Below are 14,832 nucleotides of genomic sequence, written 5' to 3' on the forward strand. Positions count from 1 at the left end.
AGTCTCCCCCTCCGCCCCCCCCCCCGCCCCCCCGCGCGGGGGGCAGCCCCGCGCGGGGGGGGCCCCCGGGGGGGGGCGTTTGGTCCCCACCCCCCCCCAGGCCGAGGAGGCCCGCCGGCAGACGCAGGAGAAGGAGCGGCAGCTCGGGATCCTGGCCGGCACGGTGGCCGCCGAGGGGCCGGGCATCACGCTGACGGTGACCGACCCGGTCGGCGCGGTCGAGTCCGACATGCTGCTCGACGCCATCCAGGAGCTGCGGGCGGCCGGTGCCGAGGCGATCCAGGTCGACGGCGTACGTGTCGTCGCGGACAGCTATTTCACCGGTGGCGGTGATGACATGCGGATCGATGGAACGCAGGTGACCGCTCCGTACGTCTTCAAGGTCATCGGCAAGCCCGAGGATCTCGAGCCCGCGCTCAACATCCCCGGTGGAGTCGTGCAGACCCTCGAGAAGGAGCAGGCCACGGCCACGGTGGAGCGGTCGGCGAAGATCGTCGTCGATGCCTTGCGACCCGCGAAGCGGCCTGACTACGCTCGGTCGTCCTCCCAGTGAGAGAGGGGGCGAGGGGTCCCGCGACATGGGCTGGAGCGTTGCGGGGGGTCGGCGCACCACAACGGTGGTGCGTGGTGGAAACTGTCCGGAGGATACGGACGTTGTGAAGGTGTCCGGGTCGGCAGGTGTGATGGATCTCGGTTCGTCCTGCCCCACGGGCGGGTCTGTTTCGGTCAAGGGGAATCGCCCGTGAAGTTGTTTGCGAAGTTGTTCGGCAAGAGCGCACGCGAGGACGGCGGCAACGCCAGGCACCGCGCGCCGCGCCATGCCCAGAGCGAGGAGCAGGGCGGCGAGCGCCCGCTCTTCCGTGACGAGGTCGGTGGCGACATTCCGGGCGCGCCGGGCGCGTCGTCTGTTGACCCCGCCGGTGCCGCGCGCATAGGTTTCGGTGAACCATCAACCTCAAGTACGGGTGGAGGGTTCAACCCCGATCCGTACGCGACCCAGACCTCCGCGGGGCAGCCGCGGCAGGAGGACGCGTCCATGCCGGTGTGTACGAGGTGCGGTCACCGCAATACGGCGGACAGCCGGTTCTGCTCCCACTGCGGTACGCCGCTGCGGGGCGGGATCGCCGCCGAGCGTCCCTCCGAGACGACGTCGACGATCTCGATCTCGGGTCTGGAGGCGTACGACGCGGAGACCACCGGTCAGATCGCGATGCCGGCGCTGTCCCCCGAGGCCCTGGCGGCCGTCGAGGCGCTGCCGCCCGGCTCCGCGCTCCTGGTGGTGCGCCGCGGTCCGAACTCGGGCAGCCGCTTCCTCCTGGACGGCGAGCTGACGACGGCCGGCCGGCACCCGCAGAGCGACATCTTCCTGGACGACTTCACGGTCTCCCGGCGGCACGTCGAGTTCCGCCGGCGCCAGGACGGCAGCTTCACCGTCGCCGACGTGGGCAGCCTCAACGGCACCTACCTCAACCGTGAGCCGATCGATTCCGACGTGGTGCTCAACAACGGCGACGAGGTGCAGATCGGCAAGTACCGGCTGGTCTTCTACGCGAGCCAGCGAGGCGTCTGACACGCCTGGCGGAGATCCTTCAGGAAAGGTCCATGGTGCGAACACCGACGGGCGGTGCCGGTTCCGGCACCGCCACCGCGGGTGACCGGCTGGTGAGTATCGGCACCGTGCTGAACCAGCTGCGGGACGAGTTTCCCGAAGTGACGATCTCCAAGATCCGCTTCCTGGAGGCCGAGGGGCTCGTCGAGCCCCGCCGTACGGCCTCCGGGTACCGGAAGTTCAGCCCGCAGGACGTGGAGCGGCTCGCCGCCGTCCTGCGGATGCAGCGGGACCACTACCTTCCGCTGAAGGTCATCCGGGAGCACCTCGACGCCCTCGCCCGCGGCGAGCAGGTGCGGCTCCCGGCGCCCGGACGCCGCCGCGACCTGCTGGACGGCCTGCTCGACGGCCCCTCGGACGAGGCGGCGGGCGAGCGGCCGGGCGTGATGCGCCTGGGCCGGGCCGAGCTGGTCGCCGCGGCCGGGGTCACCGAGGCCGAACTGGCGGAGTGGGAGTCGTACGGCCTGATCGGCGAGAGCGAGGGCGGCGGCTACGACGCGGAGAGCGTGAACGTGGCGCGGATCGTCGCCGATCTCGGGCGGTTCGGGCTGGAACCCCGGCACCTGCGGGCCGTGAAGGCGTCGGCGGACCGGGAGGCGGGGCTCATCGAGCAGGTCGTGGCGCCGCTGCGCCGCCACCGCAACCCGCAGACCAGGGCACATGCCGAGGAGACGGCCGCCGAGCTGGCGCAGCTGTCGGTGCGGCTGCACGCCGCGCTGGTGCAGACGGCGCTCGGGATCCGCCTCCAGTGACGTCCCCGGAGGGCTTTGCCGCCGGGTCGCGGGGGCCCTGAGCGGGGGCCCGACTATCCAAACCGGTCGGGCACGTCCTAGGGTTGCTGTGTGAACGAGCTCGACGTTGTGGGTGTCCGGGTGGAAATGCCCTCCAACCAGCCGATCGTGCTCCTGCGCGAAGTGGGAGGCGACCGGTACCTCCCCATCTGGATCGGACCCGGCGAGGCGACCGCGATCGCCTTCGCCCAGCAGGGCATGGCGCCGCCCCGGCCGCTGACGCACGACCTGTTCAAGGACGTGCTGGAGGCGGTGGGGCAGGAGCTCACCCAGGTCCGCATCACGGATCTGCGGGACGGGGTCTTCTACGCCGAGCTGGTCTTCGCCAGCGGTGTGGAGGTGAGCGCGCGGCCGTCCGACGCGATAGCCCTGGCCCTGCGGACCGGTTCGCCGATCTTCGGCAGCGACGGCGTCCTCGACGACGCCGGCATCGCGATCCCCGACGAGCAGGAGGACGAGGTGGAGAAGTTCCGCGAGTTCCTCGACCAGATCTCGCCCGAGGACTTCGGGAGCCAGTGACCCGGGGGTTCCGGAGTCGGTGGTGAAGGGGCGTTCGAGCGGCGCCGTCGGCGCATTCGAGTAGCCTTTCCCCGGAGGGGGATACGTGAAACCACTCTCCGGGTGATTATCACTCGGCGTGCCGAGTGTGGCGATCGTTGACGCACCCCTGGCGACTGCCTACCTTCGAGTGGGCAGGTCAAGGACGGAGGGTCGGCGTGATGAGCAGCGCGGACGGTACGGCAGGGAGCTCGCTCGGACGTGTGTCCGAGGAGAGCGCTCCGTATCCGCTTCACGGCAGTGTGGGCGACTTCGGCACGGAGACGAGCGCCGGGGTGGCGGACGAGGCGATCGGCTACCGCGGTCCCACGGCCTGCGCGGCTGCCGGCATCACCTACCGCCAGCTGGACTACTGGGCGCGCACCGGGCTCGTCGAGCCGAGCGTGCGGCCCGCGTACGGCTCCGGGACGCAGCGGCTCTACAGCTTCCGGGACGTCGTCGTCCTGAAGATCGTCAAGCGGTTCCTCGACACGGGCGTGGCCCTCCAGAACATCCGGGCCGCCGTGCAGCACCTGCGCGCCCGCGGCTTCCGCGATCTGGAGCGGATGACGCTGATGAGCGACGGGGCGACGGTCTACGAGTGCTCCTCGCCCGACGAGGTCGTCTCGCTGCTCCAGGGCGGGCAGGGCGTCTTCGGCATCGCGGTGGGGGTGGTCTGGCGGGACGTCGAGTCGGCGCTCTCGCAGCTGCACGGGGAGCGGGTCGACACCGGCGAGACGCTGGTCCGGCACAACCCGCAGGACGAGCTGGCGCGGCGCCGGCGCGACCGGGCCGTCTGAGGTTTTCTTCCGGCCGGTGCGGGCGGGCCGCCCGTACCGGCGATTGTCAGTGGCGTGAGGCAGCATCGGAGACGTGAGAGCCGCCCCCACGATTCTGCATCTGGACATGGATGCCTTCTTCGCCGCCGCCGAGCAGGCGTCGAAGCCGAGCCTGCGCGGCAAGCCGGTGGTGGTGGGCGGGCTGGGGCCGCGGGGCGTGGTCGCCACCGCGTCGTACGAGGCGCGGCGTTTCGGGGTGCACTCGGCGATGCCGATGGGGCAGGCGCGGCGGCTGGCGCCCAACGCCGCGTATCTGGTGCCGCGGTTCGCCTTCTACCGGGCGATCAGCGGTCAGGTGATGGAGCTGCTGGGGCGGCTGTCGCCGCTGGTGGAGCCGCTCAGCCTGGACGAGGCGTTCGTGGACCTGGAGGCCGGGGGGCTCGCGGACGACAGCGCGAGCGCCCGGGCGGTGGGGGAGCGGTTGCGGGCCGAGATCCTGGCGACGACCGGGCTGACCGGGTCGGTGGGGCTCGCCGGGTCCAAGATGCTCGCCAAGATCGCCTCGGAGGAGGCGAAGCCGGACGGACTGGTGCTCTTCGAGCCGGGCACCGAGCGGGCGCTCCTCGCGCCCCGGTCGGTGCGGATCATCCCCGGGGTGGGTCCGGCCACCGGTGACCATCTGAGGCGGGCCGGGATCACGACGGTCGCCGACGTAGTGGAGGCGGGCGAGGACGAGCTCGTACGGATCCTGGGGCGGTCGCACGGGGCCGGGCTGTACCGGATGGCGCTGGGGCACGACGACCGGCCGGTGGTGGCCGAGCGGGACGCCAAGTCGGTCTCGGTGGAGGACACCTTCGACGTCGACCTGCACGACCGGCTGCGGATCCGGCTGGAGGTGGAGCGGCTGGCGGAGCGGTGCGTGGCGCGGCTGCGGGGCTCGGGGCACTCGGGGCGGACGATCGTGCTGAAGGTGCGCCGGTACGACTTCTCGACGCTGACCCGGTCCGAGACGCTGCGGGGGCCCACGGACGATCCGCTGGTGGTGCGGGAGGCGGCGGAGCGACTGCTCGAACTCGTGGACACGACGGGCGGGGTGCGGCTGCTCGGGGTCGGAGTGAGCGGGCTCGCCGACTACACGCAGGAGGACCTGTTCGCCCAGGCGGAGGCGTCGGAGGAGGCCGCCGAGGGCGGGGCGGCGGAGCCCGCGGAGAGCGCCGTGCCGCCCGTGGCGCCCGACGCGCCGCCGACCGCCACCGAGACGGCGACGCGGCGGTGGGCGCCGGGGCACGACGTGCGGCACGCGGTGCTCGGGGCGGGCTGGGTGCAGGGCAGCGGGCTCGGGCGGGTCACCGTCCGCTTCGAGGAGCCCGGCAGCACGGCTCCGGGGCGGGTGCGCACCTTCTCGGTGGACGATCCCGACCTGGAGCCGGCCGATCCGCTGCCGCTGGTGCCCGGCGGGGTGACGGGGGCGGAGCGGGCCGCCCCGGGCGTCCGCCCGGGTGGGTGACCCCGGGCGGCGGGGAGGGGGCTACGCGGCGTCGTCCTGGCCCGCGAGCCGGCCGAAGTCCGGGATCTGCGCGGGCGGCGGCGGGAGCGTCAGCTCGTAGTGGCGGTAGAGCTGGAGCTCCTGCTCGGGGGAGAGGTGCCGGCCCACGCCGAAGTCCGGGGCGTCCTTGATGAGGGAGCGCTCGAAGGGGATGTGCAGACCGTCGTCGGCCAGCTCGCTCGGCTCCAGCGGGACGAAGGCGTCCCGGCTGAACAGTCCGGTGCGGACGGCCGCCCACTCGGGGATGCCGGTCGCGTCGTCCAGGTACACCTCGTCCACGGTTCCGATCTTGTGTCCGTTCCGGTCGAACGCCTTGCGGCCGATCAGGCTGCGCGGATCGATGTCGGTCTGCACGGTCCCTCCAACTGGTCGCAACTGCTCTACACCCCTACGAAAGTGCACAACTGCGATGTCGGCCACTTGAGCGATGACAGCGACAACGGCGCTGGTAGGCTGGCTGTGGCTGTCGACACCGTGCGGGAGAGTCCTCCGGATGAAATTCCGGGGGCGCCGAAGGAGCAAATCCTCCCCGGAATCTCTCAGGCACCCGGTACCGCGCGGGCGAGGTCACTCTGGAAAGCAGGGCGGGACGCCGACGGCATCCGCTCTCACCGACGGTGAAAGCCGGCGTGCCCCCGGGCGTGCCGGTGAAGCTCTCAGGTTGAGATGACAGAGGGGGAGGCCGTCCGGGCACCCGCGCCGTGGTGCCCCTCGCAGGTCGTGACGACCAGGAGGCCCCCGCATCATGACCGCCAACCGCACTCCGCTCTCCGAGCTCGAGCAGGGAATCCCCTTCGAGCAGCGGCACATCGGACCCGACGCCGAGGCGCGGGCCAAGATGCTCGCCCAGGTCGGGTACGCCTCGCTCGACGAGCTGACGGCCGCCGCGGTGCCGGACGTCATCAAGAACGCCGAGGCGCTGGACCTCCCCGGCGCCCGCACCGAGGCCGAGGTCCTCGCCGAGCTGCGCACCCTCGCCGGTCGCAACCAGGTCCTGGCCCCGATGATCGGCCTCGGCTACTACGGCACCTTCACGCCGCCGGTCATCCTCCGCAACGTCATGGAGAACCCGGCCTGGTACACGGCGTACACGCCCTACCAGCCGGAGATCTCGCAGGGCCGCCTGGAGGCGCTGCTCAACTTCCAGACGATGGTCGCCGACCTCACCGGGCTGCCGACCTCCGGCGCCTCCCTCCTCGACGAGGGCACCGCCGCCGCCGAGGCCATGTCGCTCGCGCGCCGCGTCGGCAAGGTGAAGAACGGCGTCTTCCTGGTCGACGCCGACGCGCTGCCGCAGACCATCGCCGTGATCGAGACCCGCGCCGAGCCGACGGGTGTCGAGGTCGTCGTCGCCGACCTCTCCGACGGCATCCCCGCCGAGATCGCCGAGCGCGGCGTCTTCGGCGTGCTCCTCCAGTACCCGGGCGCCTCCGGCGCCGTCCGCGACATCAAGCCGCTGATCGACGCCGCCCACGAGCTCGGCGCGATCGTCACCGTCGCCGCCGACCTGCTCGCGCTCACCCTGCTCGCCTCGCCCGGCTCGCTCGGCGCCGACATCGCCGTCGGCACCACCCAGCGCTTCGGCGTGCCGATGGGCTTCGGCGGCCCGCACGCCGGCTACATGGCCGTCCAGGACAAGCACGCCCGGTCGCTGCCCGGCCGCCTGGTCGGCGTCTCCGTCGACGCCGACGGCAACAAGGCGTACCGCCTCGCCCTGCAGACCCGCGAGCAGCACATCCGCCGCGAGAAGGCCACCAGCAACATCTGCACCGCCCAGGTGCTCCTCGCCGTCATGGCCGGCATGTACGCCGTCTACCACGGCCCGGACGGCCTGAAGCAGATCGCGCAGCGCACCCACCGGTACGCCGCGATCCTCGCCGCCGGCCTCACCGCCGGGGGCGTCGAGCTCACCCAGGGCGCCTTCTTCGACACCGTCACCGCCCGCGTGCCCGGCCGCGCCGACGCCGTCGTCGCCGTCGCCCGCGAGGCCGGCGTCAACCTGTACCGGGTCGACGCCGACCACGTCTCCGTCTCCTGCGACGAGACCACCGGCCGCGAGCAGCTCGCCGCCGTCTGGGCCGCCTTCGGCGTCACCGCCGGCGTGGAGGCCCTGGACGCCGCCACCGAGGACGCCCTCCCGGCCGCGCAGCTGCGCTCCGACGCGTACCTGACCCACCCGGTCTTCCACGCGCACCGCTCCGAGACCGCCATGCTGCGCTACCTGCGCCGCCTCGCGGACCGCGACTACGCGCTCGACCGCGGCATGATCCCGCTCGGCTCCTGCACCATGAAGCTGAACGCGACCACCGAGATGGAGCCGGTGACCTGGCCCGAGTTCGGCCAGATCCACCCCTTCGCGCCGATCGAGCAGGCCCAGGGCTACGTCACGCTCATCACCGAGCTGGAGGAGCGTCTGGCCGAGGTCACCGGGTACGACAAGGTGTCGATCCAGCCGAACGCCGGTTCGCAGGGCGAGCTGGCCGGTCTCCTCGCGGTCCGCGCCTACCACCGCGCCAACGGCGACGAGCAGCGCACCGTCTGCCTCATCCCGTCCTCCGCGCACGGCACCAACGCCGCCTCCGCCGTGATGGCCGGCATGCGGGTCGTCGTCGTGAAGACCGCCGAGGACGGCGAGGTCGACGTCGAGGACCTGCGCGCCAAGATCGAGCAGCACCGCGACGAGCTCGCCGTGCTCATGATCACCTACCCGTCGACGCACGGCGTCTTCGAGGAGCACGTCGCCGACATCTGTGCCGCCGTGCACGAGGCCGGCGGCCAGGTGTACGTCGACGGCGCCAACCTCAACGCCCTGGTCGGCCTCGCCAAGCCGGGCCACTTCGGCGGCGACGTCTCGCACCTCAACCTGCACAAGACCTTCTGCATCCCGCACGGCGGCGGCGGCCCGGGCGTCGGCCCGGTCGGCGTGCGCGCGCACCTCGCCCCGTACCTGCCGAACCACCCGCTCCAGCCCACCGCGGGCCCGGAGACCGGCGTCGGCCCGATCTCGGCCGCCCCGTGGGGCTCCGCCGGCATCCTGCCCATCTCCTGGACGTACGTCCGCCTGATGGGCGGCGAGGGCCTCAAGCGCGCCACCCAGGTCGCCGTCCTCGCGGCGAACTACATCGCCAAGCGCCTGGAGCCGCACTACCCGGTGCTCTACACCGGCCCGGCCGGCCTGGTCGCCCACGAGTGCATCGTCGACCTGCGCCCGCTGACCAAGGCGACCGGCGTCACCGTCGACGACATCGCCAAGCGCCTGATCGACTACGGCTTCCACGCGCCGACCATGTCCTTCCCGGTCGCCGGCACGCTGATGATCGAGCCGACCGAGTCCGAGGACCTGGCCGAGCTGGACCGCTTCTGCGACACGATGATCGCGATCCGCGCCGAGATCGAGAAGGTCGGCTCCGGCGAGTGGCCGGCCGAGGACAACCCGCTGCGCAACGCCCCGCACACCGCGGCCGCGCTCGGCGGCGAGTGGGCCCACGCCTACGACCGTGACGTGGCGGTCTTCCCGGCCGGCGTCTCGGCCGCCGACAAGTACTGGCCGCCGGTCCGCCGCATCGACGGCGCCTTCGGCGACCGGAACCTGGTCTGCTCCTGCCCGCCGCTGGACGAGTACGACCACTGACCGCAGGCATGACAGAGGGCCGGTCCGGAGTCTCCTCCGGGCCGGCCCTCCGTGCTGCGCCCGAGCGGTGTCTCAGGCCGCCGTCGTCACCCGGCCCGTCGTCAGCGGCCGGTGCGGAGCGATGATCTGCCCGTCCGGCAGCAGTTCGCCGGTGTCCTCGAAGAGCAGGACGCCGTTGCACAGCAGGCTCCACCCCTGCTCCGGATGGCAGGCCACCGGGCGGGCGGCCTCACGGTCGGCGGAGTCGGCGGTGGGACAGGCAGGCTGGTGCTGGCACATGGGTGGGTTCTTTCGCTGCGTCGTGGTGGTTGTCCTGCGGCTCTTCGCGCTCATGGCCGCCCCCGTCGGTCGGTTCGGTTCCGGTCCCAGTCTTGCCGCACGGACGGTCTTCCGCAGGTATTTCGCGTCAGCTCGTCCGCTCCTGGGAAGACGCATCACCCGCAGGGGCGGTTCACGTCAACACCCCGGCCTTTTCGGGTGGTTCGGGGTGGCCCGAGCGGGCTAGTCCGTCCGGGAAGGGTGTTCGGTGACGGTGTTCGGACGGGGGTTCCGGACAGCAGTGCGCCCCGTGACCCGGGTGGGTCACGGGGCGGTGCGCGCGGAGCGGATCAGGCGGGCGCCGCGGAGCCGAGCAGCGGCGGCGGCGCGAGTCGCGTACTGAGCACGGGCAGCAGATCGGCCACCCGGTAGGGGCGGTTGGCGGCGATGCCGGGCGGTGCCGGGGCGAGCGGCACCAGGACGTCGGCGGCCGCCGCGTCCGGTTCCGTGCCGTCCGGGTCCGGCTCGGCGTGCAGCCACAGCGTCAGCATGTACAGCTCCGGCACCGAGAGCAGCCGCGGCTGGTAGGTGCCGGGCAGCGCCTCCGCCTGGACCAGGGCCCGCTCCGTGGCGGCGACGTACGGTCCCTCGAAGAAGTGCGAGAAGGACCAGCCGTCCGGGGTGAGCATGCTGTCCGCGGCCGCGATCGCCCGGTCCCCGCTGCGGATCAGGAAGCGCCAGCCGACGAGCCGGGTGCCGGGCGCCTGTCCCGGCGTCCCGGAGAGCCTCAGCACGTGGACGGGCAGCGGGAGTTCGGGACTCAGCGGTCCCGGCGCGGCCCGCAGGGCCGGGGTGCGGGCCTCGCGTACGGCCGTGGGCGAGCCGAGTGCCGCGAGGACACTGCGGAGGGCCGGCGCGGGGGCCGGGGAGGGTCGGAGCATCGTGTGGGTCGCCTCTCGCTCAGGAGACACGGGGATACGGGTTCGCGCTGCGGGGTGGGTTCGACGGCGCTGTCGGCGGCGGGGGCGGAGCGGGGGGCCATGGGTCGTGGCCGTCGCCGGCGCTCTGCCTCGTCCGCGGAGTTTATACGACACGTGTTCACAGATTGTTTCCGCTAGACGCCGCCGATATTCCTGACAAGGCGGCATCAGGTCGTATGCGTCGGGTCGCGGCGCGGAATCGGAGCGAAGACAGGATCTCCGTCCTCGCATTCTCCGGCAAGCCGGACGTCAGAATTCCGAAAGCCCGGCCGATCGCACCGGCGGACCGATATGACAGTGGTATATGTCGTCGGCCGGTCCGGAGGCGGAGAGGCACGCGGCGACAGGTGCGTACCAGACTATCCGCGGAGCGGCCGGAAAAGCAGGCGTTGTCGATCAGTGGCGTGGGCATCATCGTCCGTACGCGCGGCCCGCCCGGGGCCGCCCGCGGGAGGGACGCCTCGATGGGGGAGAAGGTCGCGACGGACGGGTTCGGCCCGGCCGACCGTCAGCGCTACCGGCGCAAGCTCCAGCAGTGTCTGGCGGGGCTCGCCCGGCTCCTCGCGGAGCAGCGCTTCGACCGCCCGCGGAACCTCATGGGCGTCGAGATCGAACTCAATCTCGCCGGCCCGGACGGACTCCCGCGGATGCTCAACGAAGCCGTCCTCGAAAAGATCGCGAGCACCGATTTCCAGACCGAACTCGGAATGTTCAACCTGGAACTCAACATCGCCCCGCGCCGGCTCGGCGGCCATGTTTTCGACCGGCTCGCGGAAGAGCTCAGAACCGGACTGGGTTATGCCGACCGCAAGGCGGCCGAAGTCGACGCCGGGGTCGTCATGATCGGCATTCTGCCGACCCTCTCCCAGCGTGAGCTCGTCTTCGAGAACCTTTCCTCGGCCGACCGCTACGCCCTGCTCAACGACCAGATCCTCACCGCCCGCGGGGAGCAGATCACCCTCGACATCCAGGGCGTCGAACGGCTCCGGCACGCCTCGGAGTCGATCATCGCGGAGGCCGCCTGCACCTCGGTCCAGCTGCACCTCCAGGTCACCCCGGCCCGCTTCTCCTCGGTCTGGAACGCCGCCCAGGCGGCGGCCGGCGTGCAGATAGCCCTCGGCGCCAACTCGCCCTTCGTCTTCGGCCGCGAGGTGTGGCGGGAGTCCCGCGCGCCGCTCTTCACGCAGGCGACCGACACCCGTCCGCCCGAGCTCCAGTCCCAGGGGGTCCGGCCGCGCACCTGGTTCGGCGAGCGGTGGGTGGACTCGGTGTACGACCTCTTCGAGGAGAACGTGCGCTACTTCCCCTCGCTGCTGCCGCTCTGCGACGAGGAGGACCCGCTGCGCGTCCTCGACGAGGGCGGGGTGCCGCAGCTCAAGGAGCTGGTCCTGCACAACGGCACCGTCTACCGCTGGAACCGGCCGGTCTACGGCTGGGTCGACGGGGTCCCGCACCTGCGGGTGGAGAACCGGGTGCTGCCCGCCGGTCCCACCGTCACCGACGTCCTGGCCAACGCCGCCTTCTACTACGGGCTCGTCCGCTCCCTCGCCGACGACCCGCGCCCGCTGTGGAAGCGGATGGCCTTCGAGGACGCCGAGGCCAACTTCGACGCCGCCTGCCGGTACGGCATCGAGGCGGAGCTGCGTTGGCCCCGGCCCGGCCGCGCGGGCGGGATCGCCACCCAGCCCGCCGTGCGGCTCGTCCTCGACGAGCTGCTGCCGCTGGCCGCGGCGGGGCTGGACGCCTGGCACATCGACCCGGCGGACCGCGACCTCTACCTGGGCGTGATCGAGCAGCGGTGCCGGCGCCGGGTGAACGGCGCGTCCTGGCAGGCCGACACCTTCCACCGGGCCCTGGAGTCCGGTCTCGACCGGGAGGCGGCGCTGGCGGCGACGACCCGGCGGTACCGGGAGCTGATGCTGGCGGGGGAGCCGGTGCACACCTGGCCGGTGGGGGCCGAGGGGGCGTGAGGGAAGGTCCCGGGCGGCCCTGGATGGCGTTCCCGGTGTGCCGTCGCGCATGATCGTCGTACGGGGGGCCGAGGCGGGTCCCCGCGGCGGTCGCGACGGGAACGGGAGACGGGCGTGGTGTCGGAACAACGGGTCGTGGACGCGGCCCCGCCCCCGGGCGGACTCTCGCGGCGGATGCTGCGCTCCGAGACGCTCATCGTGCTCGCGCTCTCGCTCGGGGCGAGCGCGGTCTCCTCGCTGATCAGCTTCGTCGGCTCGCTGACCCGGCCCGGCTCGCTCAAGGAGCAGGCCGCGACCCTCAACGGCTCGTACGCCCCCGGGCGCCCCTGGCTCGACCTCACCTGGCAGCTCTTCGGGATCGCGACGGCCCTGGTGCCGGTGGTGCTCGTGGCGCACCTGCTCCTGCGGGAGGGGGCCGGGCTGCGGGCCATCGGCTTCGACCGGACCCGGCCGTGGCCGGACCTGGGGCGCGGGGCGCTGGTGGCGGCCGGCATCGGGAGCGCCGGCCTCGCCTTCTACCTGGCGGCGCGGGCCTCGGGCTTCAACCTGACGGTGGTGCCCGAGTCGCTGCCCGACGTGTGGTGGAAGTACCCCGTCCTGATCCTCTCGGCGATCCAGAACTCCGTCCTGGAGGAGGTCATCGTCGTCGGCTATCTGCTGCGCCGGCTGGGGCAGTTGGGCTGGTCGCCGATGGCCGCGCTGCTGGCGAGCTCGGTGCTGCGCGGCTCGTACCACCTCTACCAGGGCATCGGCGGCTTCATCGGCAACCTGGTGATGGGCGTCGTCTTCGTGCTGCTCTACCGGCGGTGGGGGCGGGTGGGGCCGCTGGTGGTCGCCCACGCGCTGCTCGACATCGTGGCCTTCGTGGGCTACGGGCTGCTGGCGGGGAAGGTGGACTGGCTGCCGACCGTCTGAGCGGGGGAGACCGGAGGGGGCGTACGGCATCGGTGCCGTACGCCCCCTTCGTCGTACCGGTGTCGCGCGCGGGTGCCTCAGGCGTGCAGGTCGCCCTCGATGACCGTCACCGCGTGGCCGGTCAGCAGGGTGCGGTCGCCGCGCAGGCGGGTGCGGACCAGGCCCGTGCGGGCTCCGCCCTGGAAGCCGGTGAGCTCGTCGCGGCCGAGGCGGGCGGACCAGTACGGGGCGAGCGCGGTGTGGGCGCTGCCGGTCACCGGGTCCTCGGGGATGCCGACGCCGGGTAAGAAGCCCCGGGAGACGAAGTGGTAGCCGTTCCCGGGGTCGGCGGCGAGCGCGGTCGCGATCACGCCGCGGGAGGAGTGCGCCACGAGGGCGGCGAGGTCGGGGACGAGACCGCGGACGGTGGCCTCGTCGCGCAGCTCGACCACCAGGTCGCCGATGTGGTCGGGGGTGTCGTGGACGGCGAGGATCTCGGCGCCGAGCGCCTCCGCCAGGCCGGCCGGGACCGGGGCCGGGGTGAGCGGGGCGGTCGGGAAGTCCATGGTGATGGAGCCGTCCGCCTCGGCGACCGCGCCGAGCACGCCCGAGTGGGTGGCGAAGCGGACCGGTCCGGTCGTCGCGCCGGTGGAGTGGAGGACGTGGGCGGTGGCCAGGGTGGCGTGGCCGCACATGTCGACCTCGGTGGTGGGGGTGAACCAGCGCAGCGCCCAGTCGGCCTCGCCGCCGGCCGGCAGCGGGTGCGCGAAGGCGGTCTCGGAGAGGTTGACCTCGGCGGCGACCTTCTGGAGCCAGGTGTCGTCCGGGAAGGAGTCGAGGAGGAGGACTCCGGCGGGGTTGCCGGAGAAGGGCCGGTCGGTGAAGGCGTCGACGATTCGGATGCGCATGACCGGGACCGTACCGGCGGCGGGAGAGGGCGGGCCAAGGCCAATCCGGGACGACTGGACCCGGAACCGCTCCGCGACGGACGGTCGGTGGTTGCTCGCCGAACACTTCCGATATATCGTTGAAGCATCGCGACAGTTCAACGATGGATTCTCACGGAAGGAGCGTTGCGATGCGTTCACATGGACACGACCACGGACACGAGTTCGGTCAGGGTCCCGGCCACGGTGCCGGGCGCGGACACTGCGGGCCCGGACCGCGGGGCGAATTCGAGGGACGGCGTGCCGCCTTCGGGCCCTTCGGCCCCGGTTTCGGCGGCGGGCCCGGTTTCGGCGGCGGCCCCTTCGGGCGCGGCCGGGGCGGCGGCCGGGGGAGGGCGCGGCGCGGTGACGTGCGCGCCTCGATCCTGGCGCTGCTCAAGGACCGGCCGATGCACGGCTACGAGATGATCCAGGAGATCGGCGAGCGCAGCGGCGGGGCCTGGAAGCCCAGCCCCGGCTCGGTCTATCCGACCCTCCAGATGCTGGAGGACGAGGGGCTGATCGTCAGCGCGAGCGAGGGCGGCAAGAAGCTCTTCTCGCTCACCGACTCCGGGCGCGAGGAGGCCGAGGCCGGTGCGGAGGCCCCCTGGGAGGAGGCCGGCCGCGGTGTCGACTGGGAGGCGATGAACGAGGTCCGGCAGGCCGGTTTCGGTCTGATGGAGGCGTTCGGGCAGGTCTGGAAGACCGGCAGCGCCGAGCAGCGGCAGAAGGCCGTCGCGGTCATCAACGAGGCCCGGAAGAAGCTGTACCTCATCCTCGCCGACGAGCACTGAGCGGCGGCGGGACGACGAAGGGCGCCGCGCGGGGGGGGCCGCCCCCCCGGGGCGCCCGCCCGCGGCGGGGGGCGCCCCGCCCCCCCCAGCGCGGGGGGGGCGGGGCGAGAGACAGCG

Annotated in this window: 13 protein-coding genes, 1 pseudogene and 1 riboswitch; of the genes and pseudogenes, 10 read left to right on the forward strand and 4 right to left on the reverse strand. The window is 72.7% G+C overall.

The genetic code is table 11. The features are described from left to right. Positions 1-94 precede the first annotated feature (94 nt). From ACFW1I_RS30480 to ACFW1I_RS30505, 6 genes and pseudogenes are all read left to right on the forward strand, one after another. Positions 95-553: pseudogene (locus ACFW1I_RS30480) on the forward strand (DUF881 domain-containing protein); the annotation flags it as partial. A gap of 81 nt (positions 554-634) precedes the next feature. Continuing rightward, positions 635-1,570 carry an FHA domain-containing protein gene (locus ACFW1I_RS30485; RefSeq protein WP_384675996.1) on the forward strand — a complete coding sequence of 312 codons (936 nt, stop codon included), beginning with the start codon at positions 635-637 and terminating at the stop codon, positions 1,568-1,570. A gap of 32 nt (positions 1,571-1,602) precedes the next feature. Further along, positions 1,603-2,361 carry a MerR family transcriptional regulator gene (locus ACFW1I_RS30490; RefSeq protein ID WP_384675962.1) on the forward strand — a complete coding sequence of 253 codons (759 nt, stop codon included), beginning with the start codon at positions 1,603-1,605 and terminating at the stop codon, positions 2,359-2,361. Positions 2,362-2,451: 90 nt separating this feature from the next. After that, positions 2,452-2,919: a bifunctional nuclease family protein gene (locus tag ACFW1I_RS30495; protein WP_030492457.1), complete on the forward strand. Its 468-nt coding sequence runs from the start codon at positions 2,452-2,454 to the stop codon at positions 2,917-2,919. A gap of 200 nt (positions 2,920-3,119) precedes the next feature. Then, positions 3,120-3,737 carry a MerR family transcriptional regulator gene (locus ACFW1I_RS30500; RefSeq protein WP_384675965.1) on the forward strand — a complete coding sequence of 206 codons (618 nt, stop codon included), beginning with the start codon at positions 3,120-3,122 and terminating at the stop codon, positions 3,735-3,737. Between the two features lie 73 nt (positions 3,738-3,810). Next, positions 3,811-5,223, forward strand: coding sequence for a DNA polymerase IV (locus ACFW1I_RS30505; RefSeq protein ID WP_384675967.1), 1,413 nt, complete (start codon positions 3,811-3,813; stop codon positions 5,221-5,223). Between the two features lie 21 nt (positions 5,224-5,244). Here the strand turns inward: ACFW1I_RS30505 and ACFW1I_RS30510 are convergent, their stop codons facing one another. Next, positions 5,245-5,616 (reverse strand): PRC-barrel domain-containing protein, encoded by a 372-nt coding sequence (locus ACFW1I_RS30510; protein ID WP_031013252.1) that lies wholly within the window; start codon positions 5,614-5,616, stop codon positions 5,245-5,247. Between the two features lie 113 nt (positions 5,617-5,729). Beyond that, a riboswitch (glycine riboswitch) is annotated at positions 5,730-5,828 on the forward strand. Positions 5,829-6,007: 179 nt separating this feature from the next. On the opposite strand from ACFW1I_RS30510, the gene gcvP reads away from it, so the two are divergent. Further along, positions 6,008-8,893, forward strand: coding sequence for an aminomethyl-transferring glycine dehydrogenase (gene gcvP, locus ACFW1I_RS30515; RefSeq protein WP_384675969.1), 2,886 nt, complete (start codon positions 6,008-6,010; stop codon positions 8,891-8,893). 72 nt (positions 8,894-8,965) lie between these two features. Here gcvP and ACFW1I_RS30520 read toward each other — a convergent pair whose 3' ends face one another. Continuing rightward, complete coding sequence (locus ACFW1I_RS30520) at positions 8,966-9,172, reverse strand: DUF5999 family protein (RefSeq protein ID WP_030492452.1); 207 nt, start codon at positions 9,170-9,172, stop codon at positions 8,966-8,968. A gap of 329 nt (positions 9,173-9,501) precedes the next feature. Further along, positions 9,502-10,092: a hypothetical protein gene (locus ACFW1I_RS30525; RefSeq protein ID WP_384675972.1), complete on the reverse strand. Its 591-nt coding sequence runs from the start codon at positions 10,090-10,092 to the stop codon at positions 9,502-9,504. 503 nt (positions 10,093-10,595) lie between these two features. Here ACFW1I_RS30525 and ACFW1I_RS30530 point away from each other — a divergent pair. Both ACFW1I_RS30530 and ACFW1I_RS30535 read left to right on the forward strand, forming a co-directional pair. Continuing rightward, the gene (locus tag ACFW1I_RS30530; protein ID WP_384675974.1) at positions 10,596-12,101 is read left to right on the forward strand and encodes a glutamate-cysteine ligase family protein; all 1,506 of its coding nucleotides are present in this window, start codon (positions 10,596-10,598) and stop codon (positions 12,099-12,101) included. A gap of 174 nt (positions 12,102-12,275) precedes the next feature. Continuing rightward, complete coding sequence (locus ACFW1I_RS30535; RefSeq protein ID WP_384675998.1) at positions 12,276-13,016, forward strand: CPBP family intramembrane glutamic endopeptidase; 741 nt, start codon at positions 12,276-12,278, stop codon at positions 13,014-13,016. Positions 13,017-13,093: 77 nt separating this feature from the next. Here ACFW1I_RS30535 and ACFW1I_RS30540 read toward each other — a convergent pair whose 3' ends face one another. Next, positions 13,094-13,903, reverse strand: coding sequence for a PhzF family phenazine biosynthesis protein (locus ACFW1I_RS30540; protein WP_384675976.1), 810 nt, complete (start codon positions 13,901-13,903; stop codon positions 13,094-13,096). A gap of 170 nt (positions 13,904-14,073) precedes the next feature. On the opposite strand from ACFW1I_RS30540, the gene ACFW1I_RS30545 reads away from it, so the two are divergent. Then, positions 14,074-14,715: a PadR family transcriptional regulator gene (locus ACFW1I_RS30545; protein ID WP_384675978.1), complete on the forward strand. Its 642-nt coding sequence runs from the start codon at positions 14,074-14,076 to the stop codon at positions 14,713-14,715. Positions 14,716-14,832: the final 117 nt, after the last annotated feature.

The organism is Streptomyces sp. NPDC058955, assembly GCF_042741435.1.
In the GTDB taxonomy this organism is placed as follows: Bacteria; Actinomycetota; Actinomycetes; order Streptomycetales; family Streptomycetaceae; genus Streptomyces.

Excerpts from the sequence above, each read along its gene's own strand:
- ACFW1I_RS30525 (WP_384675972.1), bottom strand. The coding sequence starts at position 10,092 with ATGCTCCGACCCTCCCCGGCCCCCGCGCCGGCCCTCCGCAGTGTCCTC.
- gcvP (WP_384675969.1), top strand. The coding sequence starts at position 6,008 with ATGACCGCCAACCGCACTCCGCTCTCCGAGCTCGAGCAGGGAATCCCC.
- ACFW1I_RS30520 (WP_030492452.1), bottom strand. The coding sequence starts at position 9,172 with ATGTGCCAGCACCAGCCTGCCTGTCCCACCGCCGACTCCGCCGACCGT.
- ACFW1I_RS30540 (WP_384675976.1), bottom strand. The coding sequence starts at position 13,903 with ATGCGCATCCGAATCGTCGACGCCTTCACCGACCGGCCCTTCTCCGGC.
- ACFW1I_RS30500 (WP_384675965.1), top strand. The coding sequence starts at position 3,120 with ATGAGCAGCGCGGACGGTACGGCAGGGAGCTCGCTCGGACGTGTGTCC.
- ACFW1I_RS30545 (WP_384675978.1), top strand. The coding sequence starts at position 14,074 with ATGCGTTCACATGGACACGACCACGGACACGAGTTCGGTCAGGGTCCC.
- ACFW1I_RS30535 (WP_384675998.1), top strand. The coding sequence starts at position 12,276 with ATGCTGCGCTCCGAGACGCTCATCGTGCTCGCGCTCTCGCTCGGGGCG.
- ACFW1I_RS30530 (WP_384675974.1), top strand. The coding sequence starts at position 10,596 with ATGGGGGAGAAGGTCGCGACGGACGGGTTCGGCCCGGCCGACCGTCAG.
- ACFW1I_RS30490 (WP_384675962.1), top strand. The coding sequence starts at position 1,603 with ATGGTGCGAACACCGACGGGCGGTGCCGGTTCCGGCACCGCCACCGCG.